This window comes from Paenibacillus sp. 453mf (assembly GCF_900116105.1).
GTDB classification, from domain to species: Bacteria; Bacillota; Bacilli; order Paenibacillales; family Paenibacillaceae; genus Paenibacillus; species Paenibacillus provencensis.
Map to the genome: position 1 here is coordinate 166,569 of NZ_FPAC01000003.1, position 12,897 is coordinate 179,465.

Here is a 12,897-nt window from a genome sequence, read left to right on the forward strand (position 1 = left end):
AAAACAGGCATGAATCATATGGCGATTCATGCCTGCTGTTTGTCCAGGATGCTTACATTCTCGAACGCGAAAGTAAGTATAAGAAATAGGGAGCCCCGATAATGGCTACCATGATCCCTGCATGGATTTCTGAAGGCTGGAGGATGGAGCGTCCAAGTGTATCGGCCACCAGCAGGAGCAGCGCTCCGCCGAGTGCCGAGGCTGGCAGGAGCATGTTATGGCTTGGACCAACCAGCCTGCGGGCCAGATGAGGGGCAATCAGCCCGACAAAGCCGATGCCTCCGGTAAAGGCTACACAGGATGCAGCAAGCCCTACAGCGATCAGGATAAGAAACAGCCTTTCCTTGTTCAGTCCGACACCAAGAGACATCGCCACATGCTCATCCATCGACAGGGCATCCATCATTCTGGAGCGAATGAAGGCAATGATAATGAGCATGAGCACCCAAGGGACAAGGACAATGACCTGATTCCATGTCGAGCCCCAGATGCTTCCTGCAAGCCAGCTGGCGATAATGTCATACTTCTCTGGATTCAGCCTGAGCATCAGCACAATCATGAGCCCGTTCACGGCTGCGGTAATGGCAATACCGTTAAGCACCATACGGTTGGGATTGAGGCCGTCTTTTTTGCTGTATGAGAGGGCATATATGATCGCCGCTATCATGAGTCCTCCGATGAGCGCAAGGATGGGAAGAAGAAAGGCAGGCGCATCTGAGTTGCTTGAATAGAACGATACATAGATCACGACAACGAAGCCTGCACCTGTGGTAATGCCGAGTATACCGGGATCAGCCAGAGCATTGCGGGATACCCCCTGCAATATACATCCGGAAACGGCAAGACCTGCGCCGACCAGCATCGAAATAATAATCCGCGGCATACGGAATTCAAATAGGATGAGATTCTGTTTGGCCGTGCCGTTTCCCAGCAGCGTATTTAGAACCTCAACCGGAGTCAGTTTGGAAAATCCGGTATTTATACTGATTAGCGTAAATACGATTATGAGCAGAGAGAAGCTGCTGAGTACGATCCATTGCTTCGTCCTTTTCTTATTCTTACTAGATTGAATTTGCTGTCTAAGTGATTCCTTGACCATTTATAGTCCCCTCCCTGTTTTGCGTGCGATGTATAAGAAGAAGGGAACGCCGACGAGAGCGAATAAAGCACTGATTGGTGTTTCGTGAGGAGGATTAATAGTTCGTGCGCCGATATCCGCGAGGAGCATGAGCAGTCCGCCCAGGACAGCCGAGCACGGGATGATATAGCGATAATCTACCCCTACGATATAACGTACCATATGAGGCACGACCAGACCGACAAAGCCGATCGGACCGGCAACGGATACGGAAGCTCCCGCGAGAATAAGCACAATAATCCCGCCGAATAGCTTGACGAGGCCTGTTTTTTGACCAAGACCGGAGGCAATGTCGTCTCCTAGACTGATCAGTGTGATGGATTTGGAGATCAGCATTGCACCGATGAGCGCCCCGACAATCCAGGGAAGTACCCCGATGAGCTGGGACATCTTGATGCCTGCTACACCGCCCGCAACCCAGTAAGCGAGATCCTGGCTTAATCTGAAGTGAATCGCAATTCCTTGGCTGAGTGCCGTTAATAATGAGGTTATCGCAGCACCCGCCAGCACGAGACGTACAGGTGTAATCTTGGCCTTGCCCAGATAGCTTATCCCATAGATCAGACCGGTCGCCATAGCCGCTCCAACAAAGGAGAAAAGGATGGTTCCTCCATACGACATGCTGGGAAAGAAAGCGAGCGACAGAGCAATCATAAACGTAGCACCGGCATTGATGCCAAGAAGACCAGAGTCTGCGAGCGGATTGCGCGTCATTCCCTGCATGACCGCTCCCGATACAGCGAAGGCTGCGCCGATAAGCACATCTGCCAGGGATCTGGGAATGCGAAGCTCCTGAATAATATTATGCTGAGTAGAATCAGGATCAAACTTAAAGATCGCATCAACAACAGTCTGTAGATGAATATCGGCTGCTCCGACAGCAATAGATACCCCAATGAATAGAATGATGGCTGCCAGGCCGAGGACAATGGTGAGCAATGCTCTGACAGGGCGCGCTTGAATTTTAGGTTTATTCGGAGGTTCAGTGGTTTTTTTGTACACGTTATATACTCCTGTGTCATCATCAATAATGAGTATCATTATCAATTAAAGATCTTAAGTTCACTCTATATAGTTATATAGGAAAAAATAATCAATTTCCATGGACTATTGTAACTATAGCACACCCCGCACTTTTTATGAAAACCTACATATAGTATATAGAATACGTGGCAATAAGGAGGGCTTGCAATGCCTGTTGTATCAACAATGAATGTATTAAATCAAGTGGTACAAGGTGTCCGGCCTTATAGCCAAGCACTCATTAAGATCATTAACAACGACGATTCAGCAGGAACCTGCTACCTGACGGGAGCGGTGAACAGTACGGGAATCCAGGGATTATTTGCAGAAGATCTGTTCCTCATCAACCCGGGCGAAATTGTAAATAGGACGTACCAAGTGCCCTACGATTTCTTTCAATTTGATGTTACATGCTCACTGCAGGGGATAGAAGTAGCCATATACGGAATTAGTCCGGACAGCTTCTACAGTCCGCTTTCTTTGCGGGAGCTTAATATAAGCCGAATTACATCGGAGATTCGCTCTGATTTCTCGGTAGCGGATGCGTATTTCCCGGCAATCAGCTTTCAGCGCATACCTTCCTTTGCCTTGCCTGAAGGAGTCGCTGCTGCCGTGTATCCACAGAGCTTTGATATTCTGTCCAAGCAGCCCGTCCGCTACATGCTGGTCGAGGGAGGAACGATGGACGGGTCCTTTGTCAATTTCCCTACATCGACAACGAGTATACCGACGAACGATACCGTGCTTCAAGTGAACACAACAGCCACGACAATTACCGGCGGAAGAGTGCTGACACAGGGAACCTCGGCAGGCTTGTCGGGTGCGTATGCGAATACGACGGTGTATTTTGCGGCTCAGGATCTCGCATATTCGCTGAATTCGGGTATCATTCTTACTTTGGTTGTCAGCTCGTTGACGGGCAGTGATGATTTGGTCGTTACTTTTCGAATGCAAGAGGAATGGTAGAGAAGGGCGTATACTTTTATCCGTGAGAGGTTCATACCGATTTCATTTTGCGGACATCCGATGGGGGGATGTTCTTTATTTTTTTAAAGATCCTCCCAAAGTAAGTTAAATTTGAGAAGCCGACCGCTTCTGCAATTTCGCTGACCCGATAGTCGGTCGTAAGCAGCAGCAGCTCGGCTTCCTGGATTCGCAGCGTATGCACGTATTCCTTCAGGGTCTTTCCAGTCATTTTTTTGAACACGCTGCAAAAATAGTTCGGGCTCAGGTTTACCTGCCTGGCGGCCTCCGTTACGGATATATCATCACGATAATGCTCGCGCAGCAGCTCTAGTAAACTAGATAGGTTATGGGTATCCCGCTGGTGGAACATTCGGATCTGTGATCCTTCCTGCTGGGCATGGCGGAAATACCGTCCAAAAATATGGAGAAGCTCACTCTTGACGATAAGCTCATAGCCAGGCTGTTTATTCTCAAACTCCTCAATAAGTCTCAAGAAGGACAAGCTGATGGGCTGCATGCAGCTCTCCTGATTTTTTACAATTCTAGGCCACTGATGCTTCAGATGCAGATAAGGAAGAAAGTAGTGATGCTCGGTGATGTCCAGACCATTCCCTCTCACGAGTGCCTCATTAAACACAATACATACAAGCTGGGTGTCTGGTTCAAGCTGTTCAGCTCTATGGAGCTGTTTGGAATGAACAAAGGCCAGATCCCCTTGCTCCAAAATATCGAAATCACCGTCGATCTGCAGCCGTACTCTCCCTTTCTTTACGTACACCCATTCCAAATGATCATGCCAGTGCAAATAAATGTCATTCACAAAAAATACATTGATCGGAAACGTTCGATCGGGTATCCAAGTATTTTCCTTATGCGGATTTGTCGTCATCGGATAGGCCTCCTAATTTAGAGAGTTACCAGAGGGTGCGGAGCATTCAACCATTTCTCTCAATATAGGTAGCAAAAATACCAATGTCAACGTTCTCATGAAGTAAAATTGCGTAAGATTGTGCGAATATATCGTTAATTAGGATATAGCAGAGGCAAGGCTCCATTAAGTACCATAGTACTCAGTTGAAATCCTACTTTAATGGAGGTTACTCTAATGCATCATATTCGAATTGGAACATTGGTTAACGGAGGGGATGCAGTACGTGTACTGCCTCAAATTATCCCTCACGGGTTTGAGTCCTTTTCGCTCACTTTCTGGCAGACAACCGCCGGGACCGATGTAAAGGAGCTTGCCAAAGAGGTGCGGGAATTGCTAGATGTACATAGTATTCCAGTTACTAGCTTATCCATATTTGGCAATCCGCTCACTGGAGAAGGGAAGAATGCGGATACACTGGCTAGTTGGAAGCGGCTGATCGAGCATGCCTCCGACTTTGGCACAGATCTTGTTACTGGATTTACCGGTCGGATGCCCGGCGCAATTGATGAATCCATACCGCGGTATGTAGAGGTGTTTGGTGAGCTGGCCCGTTTTGCTGAGAGCAAGGGGGTTCGCCTAGCCTTTGAGAACTGCAGCATGGATGGAGATTGGAAGGGTGGGGACTGGAACATTGCCTATCATCCGGCAGCATGGGAGCTTATGTTTAACGCTCTGCCGATGGAGAACATCGGACTGCAATGGGAGCCCTGTCACCAGATGGTCGGGCTGATTGACCCAATTCCGCAGCTCAGAAAATGGGTAAGCAAAGTGTTTAATGTACACGGCAAGGATGCTACCATTGCCTGGGATGTCATTAAGGAGCATGGAATTCATGGTCCGGAGCCTTATGTATGGCATCGCACGCCAGGCTTTGGCGATACCAACTGGACCGATGTCATCACGATCTTAAGACAGGGAGGCTACACAGGCAGTATTGATATTGAAGGATGGCATGATCCGGTATACCGGGGAGAGCTGGAGATGACCGGTCAGGTTCATGCACTCCGGTATTTGAAGCAATGCCGCGGGGGAGACTTCGTAACGAATCCGGTATAGAGGGAGGGAGAGTCTTATGTCCAAGCACAAAATCATCGTTGCGGGATGCGGCGGGATGTCCAATACTTGGCTTGATTATGCTGCAGAAAGAGAGGATGCGGAGATTGTTGGGCTGGTTGATCTATATGAAGACAGTGCAAAGAAAATGGCGGAGCGAAGGAATTTGCAGGTCCCGACTTTTACCGAGCTGTCAGCCGCTCTTCAAGCGACCGATGCCAATCTGGTGTTCGATTGCACCATTCCTGCCAGTCATAAGGAGATCGTTACCCGCGCGCTGAAAGCAGGCTGTGATGTGTTCGGCGAGAAGCCGATGGCGGAGAGCTTTGAAGATGCAAAGGAGATCGTAAGCGTTAGCAACGAGACGGGAAAACGGTACTCCGTCATGCAAAACCGCCGGTATTTAAAACAAATCAGGACGCTTCGCGATTTCGTGCACAGCGGTAAAATCGGCCAGCTGGGTTCCATACATGCCGACTTCTTCCTTGGACCGAGGTTTGGCGGATTCCGCGATTTGATGAATAGTCCGCTGATCGTTGATATGGCGATCCATACCTTTGATCAGGCCCGTTTTATTACAGGAGCAAAGCCGGTGTCTGTATATTGCCATGAATATAATCCGGAGGGATCGTGGTACCAGGGAAATGCATCTGCTATTTGCATATTTGAAATGAGCGACGGTTCGGTATTCAGCTATCGCGGCTCCTGGTCGGCCATCGGACTGAATACATCCTGGGAAGCTGATTGGCGGGTGATCGGAAGCCAAGGATCTGCTCGCTGGGACGGGATTCGGATGCCGGTCGGTGAGTATATGAAAGACGAGGGCGGTACGGGCTTTTTCCATGATGTAGAGCATATCGATCTCGAAGGAAGCTGGACCGGACGTGAGGGTCACGCTGGCTGTCTCGACGAAATGTTCTTGGCACTTTCGGAGGGAAGGCCGGCTGAAACAGATTGCACCGACAACATTTACAGCATGGCCATGGTATTTGGTGCGGTCGAAAGTGCAAACACGGGAAATAAAGTTTATCTATAGGGATCTGGCTTAGATTGATTTAAACTGTTTTTTACTGCGAAAGGGCTTGTCTGGGCGTTGTTATCTTCCGAATTGCATGCTAATCTTGGAGTAACTTGAATTGGAACGGAGGGTTATGTGTGCTGATTGCTTATATCCGCTTGAGAAATGCTCGGTGCTAAGATGAAGCGGGATAAGTATGTCCACATGTAGATAACTCCTAAAGAAAATGTATGCCGCAGGAATGAGACATGGATTCGGGTAAGCTTGGCCAAGCATCTAGAGCTTATATGTGGTGTGCTCATGAATGCAATCTATCCCATCATCGAACACAGGCAGCAGGTTGTCTGTGTTTTTTTATTTTCATAATTCAGGAGGGAATGTAAATGACAAATGGATATGGAGAGCAGCAGCACGAGGGAGTGGCTAAGGAGCTGCTGAGTCTTGCCCGTCAGCATGGATTACAGTTTGCTTCGGATGAAGCTAAGGTAACAGAGTCTGGGATGGACTTTCAAGTAGCGATGGCAAAGGATACGTCGAATGTAGACTGGGTGATTCGCAAGCCAAGAAGGTCAGATGTACTAGAGCGTGCGGTGAATGAGAAGAAGGTGCTTGATTATATCAATGGCAGACTGCCCGTGAATGTTCCGGAATGGCAAGTATTCTCTGACGAGCTCATCGCTTATCCAAGGCTTGATGGCATCCCTATGGCTGACGTATCGACAGCGGGTTATGATTGGAATACGAATCATGAGGAATTAAAGGACGAATTTGTGCGATCTTTGGCAGAGGCGCTTGCAGCCCTGCATGCGGTAGACGGGACTCAGGCAGCGGCAGCGGGACTACGTGTGAAGACACCGGAGGAAGTAAGAAGCCATTATGCCTCCCAGGCACAGGAAGTGAAGGAGAAGATCGGGGTGAAGGAGGAGCTGTGGGACCGATGGCAGTCCTGGCTCTCCGATAAGACGTATTGGCCTGATACATGCGGACTGATCCACGGAGATCTTCATCCGCCTCATATTCTGCTGGATGGTGAACAGCGGGTTACCGGACTGATTGATTGGACAGAGTCTGAGGTGGCTGATCCAGCTACGGACTTTACAATCTACTATGCAATTTTTGGCGAGGACGAACTTCAGCGAATGTTGACTAATTATGCAGCAGCTGGAGGTAAGGTATGGCCGAGAATGAAGGAGCATATTGTGGAGCGTTACGCGGCCTACCCGGTTCTAATGGGACAATTTGCTCTACTATCAGGAGATAAAGGGATTATGGCGATGACGCGAGGTGCACTCGGCTTGGATTAAAGACCTTTTGACAAAGATTCCTGAGACACTTCAACACCGCAATTCTTCCGAAATGGAGACTTTGCGGTGTTTTTTACGTAGATGAAAACACTGATTTTTGTGTAAAAAACACTGTTTTTTAAATGTTAAATCACCAGACGGAGCGCTAATATGAAAGGGATTATATTCCATTCTCAAAGGAGGCCGCGTTTAAGTGAACGGGAAGAGCAAGCACCGAATCGGTAAACGGCGTTTTTTTATTATTTTTCTAGTCATGATGATGGTGCTGTCCACGATGATTACACCGGGTGAATGGGGGGGTCAATACGTGCAGGCCCAGGAAAGGAATGAAGATGCCTCAAATACAGCGCCGGAAGGAACGGAGCAAGGCGAGGAATTGCCAAATGGGGAAGTGCCTGAGGTAGAAGTACCAAGCGAGGAAGCACCGGGTGAGGAGACAGGGGGAGAAGAAGGAACTAACGAAGCAGGGCAGGAAGAAAGTGAGACAGAGGAGGGCTCATCGCAAGAGGAGGGCATTAATGAGGAAGGAGCTCCAGCTGAGGAGCCGAATGGATCAGAATCATCTAATTTGCAAACGCTTACGGAAGGGTTGTACCGTTTTGATTTTGGGAATGGAGCAGGAGCAGAAGGTTATACCCAGGTTGCTGAGCCGATTGCCTACACATCAGAAGCGGGATACGGATTTAATGATCCTTCGCAAGTCACGATGACAGACCGGGACGGAGACGATGCAGTCAGATCCGATTATGCCCTCATTCAGGACGGCGGCCAGTTCCAAGTCGATTTACCAAATGGGGATTATACAGTATCGCTCATAGCGGGTGACGCTGCAGAAGTGTCTGAGATTGCTATGGCTGTAGAGAGCATGCAAAAAGTACAGCTGACACCAAAAGGAGCTGGAGCGTTCCTTGAGATGAACTTTGACATTGCTTTGGTTGACGGTCAGCTGAATTTTGGATTCAGCGGGTCAAGCGCCAAGCTGAATGCTCTGGTAATTACGAAGCTGCCAGACCGCACAGCAAGCGAGTATCCATTGGTTTATATCGCGGGTGATTCTACAGTGCAAACCTACGATCCTTACTGGAAGCCGGAGGCGGGTTGGGGACAGATGCTTCCACGGTATCTAAGTGAAGAGATCACAGTTAAGAATCACGCGATCGGGGGGCGAAGCACCAAGAACTTTATTGCGCAGGGGCGGCTTGATGAGATTCTACGGGTTATTCGTCCGTCCGACGTGCTGCTGATTCAGTTCGGTCATAATGATGCGACAATTTCAATTCCGGACCGTTATGCTTCGCCTGAGGATTATAAGGTGTATCTCAAGACGTATATCGACGGAGCAAGGCAGCGCGGAGCAGAACCGATTCTGGTGACTCCGGTGGGCCGCAGGGACTTTAATCCGGACACGGGCAAGTTTAATGTAAGCTTCCCGGAATACGTACAAGCCATGAAGGAAGTGTCTGAGGAGCAGAACACCCTGCTCATTGATCTCAGTGCGCTGAGTGTCGCCTATTATGACTCCATTGGGCCTGATGAGGCCAAGTCCGTGTTCTTGCATGTGGAGCCGGGTGTATACGAGGCCTTTCCAAATGGTGCGGAGGACAATACGCATTTTCAGGAGTACGGTGCAATTCAATTGGCAAGAATGGTTGCCGGAGCGATTCAGGACTTGAATATTCCTATTTCTGCATTTGTACAGGAGCAAGCTCCCCCGGAATCTGTGCCAGAGCAGCCGACAGGGCTTGCTGCCGGGAATATTAGCAACAGCGGTGCGATGCTGAAGTGGAACGAGGTTCAAGGCGCCGATATTTACCGGATCTATGTGAAGGGAGCGGAGGAGGCAGAAACGGCTTATAAGCTGGCCGGAACCGCCACGATACCCAGCTATAATATAAACGGCCTCCAGGAAGGGGCGGCTTATACGGTAAGAGTTACTGCGGTGAACAGCAGAGGAGATTCCGTGCCGTCGGAGGAGCTTGCGATCGGAACCAAATCAGCAGCACTCCGATATGACTTCGGACCTGTAGGTTCGCCTGTTGCGGAAGGATATACCGAGGTCAATCAGAAGGTGTTGTATACCGCTGAAACAGGGTACGGGCTCAAGCTGCTTGAAGGTGCATTTGCAGATCGGGATCGCGGAGGTGCGACCGATGCGCTGCGCCGGGACTTCATCATTAACTTTGGCGGTCGATACGAATTCAAGGTGGATCTGCCGAACGGAACATACGCGGTTAAGACGTATACAGGCGACTGGATTGGTTCGGCAAGAACCAATATAAATATTGAAGGCAAAGATTACGGGACAGCCAGCTCGGGTAAGGAGACGATTGCGGAGAAGGTTCACAGCCCGATTACCGTGTCGGACGGACAGCTGAATGTGCTTATATCGGGACAAACCGCTCATCTGAACGGTATTGAGATAACGCCGCTGCTGCTCGGGCCAACAGGATTGCAGCTGGAGAAGACGGACCTGGAGAGCGAGCCTCCATCAGCACATCTTAGCTGGCAGCGTTTAGAAGAAGCCGCGCTCTATCGCTTGTATCGTCAGGCGGAAGGAGAAGAGAAGTCCTCATTTATCGCTGAAACGAGTGAACGCTCCTATATCGATCAGGGTATTGATATCGGAATGAATTATGTGTACACCGTCACGGCAGTCGATGGAGCAGGTCTGGAATCGGTACCCTCGGCGGAGCTGGCGGTATCGATGATAGATCCTGGTGTAGAGCAGGCTGGCACTCCTCAAAATCTCCGTGTGGATGCGATTCATAAGAACGAGGTTTCCCTGTCATGGAGCGCCCTGCCGACAGCAAAATACTACAATGTATACCGCTCGAAATCAGAGGATGGGGAATATGCCCTGATTGGACAAACCAAGGATCCCTTATATACGGATAAGGATATTCTTAGCACAATACCTTACTACTACAAGGTTGCCTCTGTGAACGCAGGCGGCATCTCCGAGCCGTCCGATGTGCTCTCCACTCCTGCTGTGACGACACTGTATCGCCAGATGGAGAAGCTCGATCGTGCACCGGTAGCGGTGCAGACGGAGGAAGGTGTGCTTGTCAGCTGGAGGATGCTCGGACTTGATCCTGACTCTATTGCTTTCAACGTTTACAGGGACGGTGTACTCATTACGAGTAATCCGCTGGCAGATCGCACGAACCTGCTGGATCCTGAGGGTAAGGTGGATTCCGTGTACAGAATCGAACCCGTGCTGAACGGAGTAAAGCAGGAGAGCATTGAGACGGCTGAGGTATGGCAGAATGGATACAAGAGCATTCCACTGGATAAGCCGCAGGATGCCTATACAAAAGACGGTCAGCCTTATTCCTACTATGCCGGAGATGCAAGTGTAGGTGATCTGGATGGAGATGGACAGTACGAGATTGTCATGCTGTGGTCACCAACAAACGGCAAGGATAATTCTCAGGCAGGTTACACGGGCGAGGTGTTGATGGACGCCTACAAGCTGGATGGGACCAAGCTGTGGAGAATTCAGATGGGGCCTAACATTCGGGCAGGAGCGCATTATACACAATTTCTTGTCTATGACCTGGATGGCGATGGAAGAGCAGAGATTACGATGAAGACAGCCGATGGTACAAGGGATGGAGCTGGACAAGTGATTGGTGACGGCTCGCTGGATCACCGGAACAGCTCTGGGTATGTGCTTCTCGGTAATGAGTACCTGACGGTGTTCGAAGGGTTGACAGGAAAAGTAATCAACACCGTACCGTATGATCCGCCGAGAGGCGACGTCAATTCATGGGGGGACGGATATGGTAACCGGGTAGACCGCTTCCTGGCTACTGTTGCGTATTTGGATGGAGAACATCCAAGCGTTGTCTTTTCTAGAGGATATTATACGAGAACGGTGCTGGCAGCTTATGATTTCGCGGGTGGTGAGCTTGTAAAGCGCTGGCGCTTCGATACGAATGATGAAGGCCTCGGCAGCTATGCTGGGCAAGGTAACCATAACTTGTCGGTCGGTGATGTAGATAATGACGGCAAGGACGAGATCCTGTTCGGCGCAATAGCGATCGACGATGACGGAACACCGCTGCACAATACCGGACTCGGGCATGGCGATGCAATGCATTTCGGCGACTTGAATCCAAATCGTGAAGGCCTTGAAATCTTCAGTGTGCATGAGAATGCAGGCGCAGCCTACGGTATGGAGGTTCGGGACGCACAGACAGGTGAAATTCTGTGGGGCATTCCGATGGGAAGGGACGTCGGCCGAGGGATGTCCGCCGATATTGACCCGAATTATCCGGGTGAAGAGGTGTGGGCTGCCACAATTACGAACGAGCAGCATATTCCGCTCAGCCCGCTCTACAGTATTACAGGTGAGCAGATATCAAGTGGAATTCCTTCCTCCACGAACTATGGAATTTGGTGGGACGGAGATTTGCTGAGAGAGCTTCAGGATGATATTCGTATCGACAAATGGGATTACGAGAATCAGACGACGGTGAATCTGCTGACGGCAGAAGGAGCTGCGTCGAACAATTCGACCAAGGCAAACCCGAGCCTCCAAGCAGACCTGTATGGAGATTGGCGGGAAGAAGTCATCTGGCGCTCCAGTGACAGCTCTGAGCTGCGTATTTATACGACAACGGATGAAAGTGAGCACCGGATTCGCACGCTCATGCATGATCCAATCTATCGACTTGGTGTTGCTTGGCAGAATGTCTCTTACAATCAGCCGCCTCATACCGGATTCTATCTGGGGGCAGGGATGGAAGAGCCCGCCGCTCCGAACATCCGTTATGCAGGAGCGGAGGAAGAAGGACTTGCCAAGGGTAAACCGGGAATTCCAGTACTGTCAGATAATAACGGACATGACCATGGACTTCTGGATGGAGAGTACACCATTACGATGAATATGTGGTGGGGGGATAACGGAACCCGTTATAAGCTATACGAGAACGGGAAGCTCATCTATACCGAGCTTCTATCCGATCACACCCCTGGGGCTCAGAGTATCCAAGTACCGTTATCCGGAAGAGGGAATGGAACTTACACGTATACCGCAGAGCTGGCTAACCAGCATGGGGTAACGAAATCAGCGCCGCACACGGTAACTGTCAGAGATGCCGCACCTGGCAAGCCGAGCATTTCTAGTGACAATTGGGATGGAGACGGCAGCTACGCCATTACGATGAACATGTGGTGGGGCGTTAACGGGACAACCTACCGTCTCTATGAAAATGGAGAATTGTTAGATACGCAGGAGCTTGCTGCCCATACACCGAATGCACAAACGGCATTCACCGAAATATCAGATCAGGCGGCAGGAACCTACGAGTATTACATTGAGCTGGTAAACGAGCATGGCAGCACAAGAAGTGAAGCAATCCGCGTAGAAGTGAAGTAACAATGAAATACAAATGAACAAACCATGAGAAAATGATGATCATTTTCTCATGGTTTTTTTGTTGGTGATGAATCCGTTTGA

8 protein-coding genes are annotated in these 12,897 nt (G+C 49.7%); 5 read left to right on the forward strand and 3 right to left on the reverse strand.

Annotated elements, in window-relative coordinates; translation table 11 throughout:
• Positions 1-52 precede the first annotated feature (52 nt).
• Together BM415_RS16830 and BM415_RS16835 are read right to left on the reverse strand one after the other, a co-directional pair.
• Positions 53-1,099, reverse strand: a complete 1,047-nt coding sequence (locus tag BM415_RS16830; RefSeq protein WP_091160036.1) for a FecCD family ABC transporter permease — start codon at positions 1,097-1,099, stop codon at positions 53-55.
• On the reverse strand, positions 1,100-2,140 hold the full coding sequence (locus BM415_RS16835; RefSeq protein WP_244533480.1) for a FecCD family ABC transporter permease: 1,041 nt from the start codon (positions 2,138-2,140) through the stop codon (positions 1,100-1,102). It abuts the gene before it with no gap.
• Between the two features lie 189 nt (positions 2,141-2,329).
• On the opposite strand from BM415_RS16835, the gene BM415_RS16840 reads away from it, so the two are divergent.
• Positions 2,330-3,127, forward strand: coding sequence for a hypothetical protein (locus BM415_RS16840; protein WP_091160038.1), 798 nt, complete (start codon positions 2,330-2,332; stop codon positions 3,125-3,127).
• A gap of 31 nt (positions 3,128-3,158) precedes the next feature.
• On the opposite strand, the gene BM415_RS16845 is transcribed toward BM415_RS16840, so the two are convergent.
• Positions 3,159-4,016, reverse strand: a complete 858-nt coding sequence (locus tag BM415_RS16845; RefSeq protein WP_091160040.1) for a helix-turn-helix domain-containing protein — start codon at positions 4,014-4,016, stop codon at positions 3,159-3,161.
• A gap of 216 nt (positions 4,017-4,232) precedes the next feature.
• On the opposite strand from BM415_RS16845, the gene BM415_RS16850 reads away from it, so the two are divergent.
• From BM415_RS16850 to BM415_RS25840, 4 genes are all read left to right on the forward strand, one after another.
• On the forward strand, positions 4,233-5,114 hold the full coding sequence (locus BM415_RS16850) for a sugar phosphate isomerase/epimerase family protein (protein ID WP_091160042.1): 882 nt from the start codon (positions 4,233-4,235) through the stop codon (positions 5,112-5,114).
• Between the two features lie 16 nt (positions 5,115-5,130).
• Positions 5,131-6,147, forward strand: a complete 1,017-nt coding sequence (locus BM415_RS16855) for a Gfo/Idh/MocA family protein (protein WP_091160044.1) — start codon at positions 5,131-5,133, stop codon at positions 6,145-6,147.
• Positions 6,148-6,512: 365 nt separating this feature from the next.
• Positions 6,513-7,433 (forward strand): macrolide 2'-phosphotransferase, encoded by a 921-nt coding sequence (locus BM415_RS16860; RefSeq protein WP_091160046.1) that lies wholly within the window; start codon positions 6,513-6,515, stop codon positions 7,431-7,433.
• Positions 7,434-7,626: 193 nt separating this feature from the next.
• A complete protein-coding gene (locus BM415_RS25840) occupies positions 7,627-12,816 on the forward strand; it encodes a rhamnogalacturonan lyase family protein (RefSeq protein WP_280142879.1) in 5,190 nt (1,729 codons plus the stop codon).
• Positions 12,817-12,897: the final 81 nt, after the last annotated feature.

What these genes read in the sequence shown, in the direction of transcription:
- BM415_RS16845 (WP_091160040.1), bottom strand. Translation starts at nt 4,016, where the DNA reads ATGACGACAAATCCGCATAAGGAAAATACTTGGATACCCGATCGAACG.
- BM415_RS16830 (WP_091160036.1), bottom strand. Translation starts at nt 1,099, where the DNA reads ATGGTCAAGGAATCACTTAGACAGCAAATTCAATCTAGTAAGAATAAG.
- BM415_RS16860 (WP_091160046.1), top strand. Translation starts at nt 6,513, where the DNA reads ATGACAAATGGATATGGAGAGCAGCAGCACGAGGGAGTGGCTAAGGAG.
- BM415_RS16855 (WP_091160044.1), top strand. Translation starts at nt 5,131, where the DNA reads ATGTCCAAGCACAAAATCATCGTTGCGGGATGCGGCGGGATGTCCAAT.
- BM415_RS16840 (WP_091160038.1), top strand. Translation starts at nt 2,330, where the DNA reads ATGCCTGTTGTATCAACAATGAATGTATTAAATCAAGTGGTACAAGGT.
- BM415_RS16850 (WP_091160042.1), top strand. Translation starts at nt 4,233, where the DNA reads ATGCATCATATTCGAATTGGAACATTGGTTAACGGAGGGGATGCAGTA.